The sequence below is a fragment of the Achromobacter sp. UBA5777 genome (genome assembly GCF_002418565.1).
Taxonomy (GTDB): Bacteria; Pseudomonadota; Gammaproteobacteria; order Burkholderiales; family Burkholderiaceae_B; genus Achromobacter; species Achromobacter animicus.
On the sequence record NZ_DIEJ01000109.1, the window covers coordinates 1 to 3,135 of the forward strand.

Sequence of the window (3,135 nt, forward strand, 5' to 3'; positions counted from 1 at the left end):
CAACGGCAGCCCGCGCCGCGCCTGCCATTGCCTGCCGAACTGCGCGAGCGCGCGGTCCTGCCACGCCAGGCCGATCAGCGTGATGCCGGACGGCAGGCCGTCGGCGCGCATGCCGGCCGGCACCGCCAGCGCGGACAGATCGGCCAGATTGGCGAAGTTGGTGTAGACGCCCAAGCGGGAATTGAGCGTGACGGGGTCCGCTTCAAGCTGGGCGATGGTGTAGATGGACGGCGAGGTCGGCACGACCAGCGCGTCAAAGCCTTCCAGCGCGCGATGGATCTGGCGGGTGAGTTCAGCGCGCCGGTACTCGGCCTTGAACGCGTCCAGCGCGGTGTAGTTCGCGGCCTGTTCGACAATGCCGCGCACCACCGGATTGATGGCGCCGGGGTTCTCTTTCCACAACGATTCCACGGCCGCAAAGCGTTCGGCGACCCATGGCCCTTGATACAGCAGCGCGGCCAGTTCGCTGAACGGCGCGAAGTCGATGGTCTCGACCTGGGCGCCCTCGGCACGCAGTGCGCGCACCGCGTCGTCGAACACGGCGGCGGCCTGCGTGTCGCCAAAGAATTCCAGCGATGCGGGCACCGCCAACCGAGGCGCCTTCGGCCACGGCAGCGACGCGCCAACCGGCATGGGGCGCGAATACGGATCGGCATCGTCGTACCCGCCGGCCACTTGCGCCACCTTGTCGGCGTCGTCCACCGTCAGCGCAAAGATCGATACGCAGTCCAACGTGCGGCACGCCGGCACCACGCCTGCGGTGCTGAGCCAACCCTTGGTGGGTTTAAGCCCGACGATATTGTTGAAGCCGGCCGGCACGCGGCCGGAGCCCGCGGTATCGGTGCCCAGCGAAAACGCCGCGATGCCGCGCGCGACCACCGATGCCGAACCGGAGCTGGAACCGCCGCTGACGTAGGCGGGATCGAACGTGTTGGCCACGGCGCCATGCGGCGATCGCGTGCCCACTAGGCCGGTCGCGAACTGGTCCAGATTCGTCTTGCCGATGAGGATGGCGCCGGCCGCGCGCAGACGGCGCACGACGGTGGCGTCTTCCTGCGGCGTGTAGGCGAACTCGGGGCACGCCGCGGTCGTGGGCCAGCCGGCCGCATCGATGTTGTCCTTGATCGCGAAGGGAACGCCATACAGCGGCAGGCGCGAGATGTCGCCGCCCGCCGCGGCCAGCAAGAGCCGCAGGCCGTCGAGCTGTTCGTCGAGCTGCGCGCGGTCCACGCGCCGGATCCAGGCATTGTCTTCGACGTCATCCGGCGCGGCCACATGGCCGGCCAACAGGCCTTCAGGCTGCGCACCGTCGCGGTAGGCGGCCTGCCATTGCGCGATCGTCCAACCGGCGGGGTGCTTCTGCGTTGCTGCGGCATTCATGCTGGAATCCTTTCTTGTATACAAGTACGGATTCCCAAGCAAAGTGCGTGCCATGTTGGCCGCGCACGCCGCTTTCCCTCTGACGGGCGGCAAGACCGCGCGCCTGCCGCTTTCGCATGCCCTGGCATCGGCATGCACGCCGCACCGTCATCGCGCGCAACACGCACCGATTCTGTGCAGATGGCACCGTTCTGATCCCCGCCGCGCGGCGCCGCCATCGCCACGCGCCTTCGCGTAAACCCGCCCGCTTCATACAGCAGCCGCATGCCTGCCAAAACTTGGCACGCGTTTTGCTTTTGAGTCCCTGTGCGACTGCATTTTCAGAACGTTCTCTCGCCGGCCAGGCCGGCACCTTCCATCCAGGAGTCACCATGAAACGCAGACTAGCCCTTAAGCAACTGACCGCCGTGAGCCTGTTGGCCATGACCGGATGGATGCCGCAGGTCCATGCCGCCGAGGACACCATCAAGGTCGGCATCCTGCATTCGCTGTCGGGCACCATGGCCATCTCGGAAACGTCGCTCAAGGACGTGGCCCTGATGACCATCGACGAGATCAACGCCAACGGCGGCGTGATGGGCAAGAAGCTGGAAGCCGTGGTGGTGGACCCCGCCTCGAACTGGCCGCTGTTTGCCGAGAAGTCGCGCCAGCTGCTGGCGCAGGACAAGGTGGCGGTGGTCTTCGGCTGCTGGACCTCGGTGTCGCGCAAGTCGGTGCTGCCGGTGTTCAAGGAACTGAACGGTCTGCTGTTCTACCCCGTGCAGTACGAAGGCGAAGAGCTGGAGAAGAACGTGTTCTACACGGGCGCCGCGCCCAACCAGCAGGCCATTCCCGCCGTGGAATACCTGATGAGCGAAGATGGCGGCGGCGCCAAGCGCTTCGTGCTGCTGGGCACCGACTACGTCTATCCCCGCACCACCAACAAGATCCTGCGCGCCTTCCTGCATTCCAAGGGCGTGAAGGACAGCGACATCGACGAGGTCTATACCCCGTTCGGCCACTCCGACTACCAGACCATCGTCGCGAACATCAAGAAGTTCGCCACGGGCGGCAAGACCGCCGTGATCTCGACCATCAATGGCGACTCGAACGTGCCCTTCTATAAGGAACTGGGCAACGCCGGCCTGAAGGCCACCGACGTGCCGGTCGTGGCGTTCAGCGTGGGCGAAGAGGAACTGCGCGGCGTGGACACCAAGCCGCTGGTCGGTCACCTGGCCGCGTGGAACTACTTCCAATCCGTCAAGAACCCCGTCAACGACGCGTTCATCGCCAAGTGGAAGGCCTACGCCAAGGCCAAGAACCTGCCCAACGCCAACACGGTCGTGACGAACGATCCGATGGAAGCCACCTACATCGGCATCCACATGTGGAAGCAAGCCGTTGAACAGGCCAAGACCACCGACGTGGACAAGGTCATCGCCGCGATGGGCGGGCAGAAGTTCAACGCGCCGGACGGCTACACGATCGAGATGGACAAGACCAATCACCACCTGCACAAGCCCGTCTACATCGGCGAGATCAAGGCGGACGGCCAGTTCAGCGTGGTGTGGAAGAGCAAGGGTCCGATCCGCGCCCAGCCGTGGAGCCCGTACATCCCAGGCAACGAAGGCAAGCAAGGCCTGTAGTCTCAACTCCAAGGAAAAGGCAGCCATGCGCATCGCGGCAATCGCACATTTCTTGCGTCGTTTCCTCCTGGCATGGCTGATGGCCGTGCCGGCGCTGGCCGCGCCCGCGGCCGCCGCCGGCGTGGACCAG

2 protein-coding genes are annotated in these 3,135 nt (G+C 65.6%); one reads left to right on the forward strand and one right to left on the reverse strand.

The features are described 5' to 3' along the window. Nucleotides 1-1,380, reverse strand: a 1,380-nt coding sequence (gene atzF / locus B3446_RS08050) for an allophanate hydrolase (protein ID WP_291379565.1), incomplete at its 3' end; no start/stop codon positions are given. A 371-nt stretch (nt 1,381-1,751) separates the two neighbouring features. Here atzF and urtA point away from each other — a divergent pair. Further along, nucleotides 1,752-3,005 (forward strand): urea ABC transporter substrate-binding protein, encoded by a 1,254-nt coding sequence (urtA, locus tag B3446_RS08055; protein ID WP_128827272.1) that lies wholly within the window; start codon nt 1,752-1,754, stop codon nt 3,003-3,005. Nucleotides 3,006-3,135: the final 130 nt, after the last annotated feature.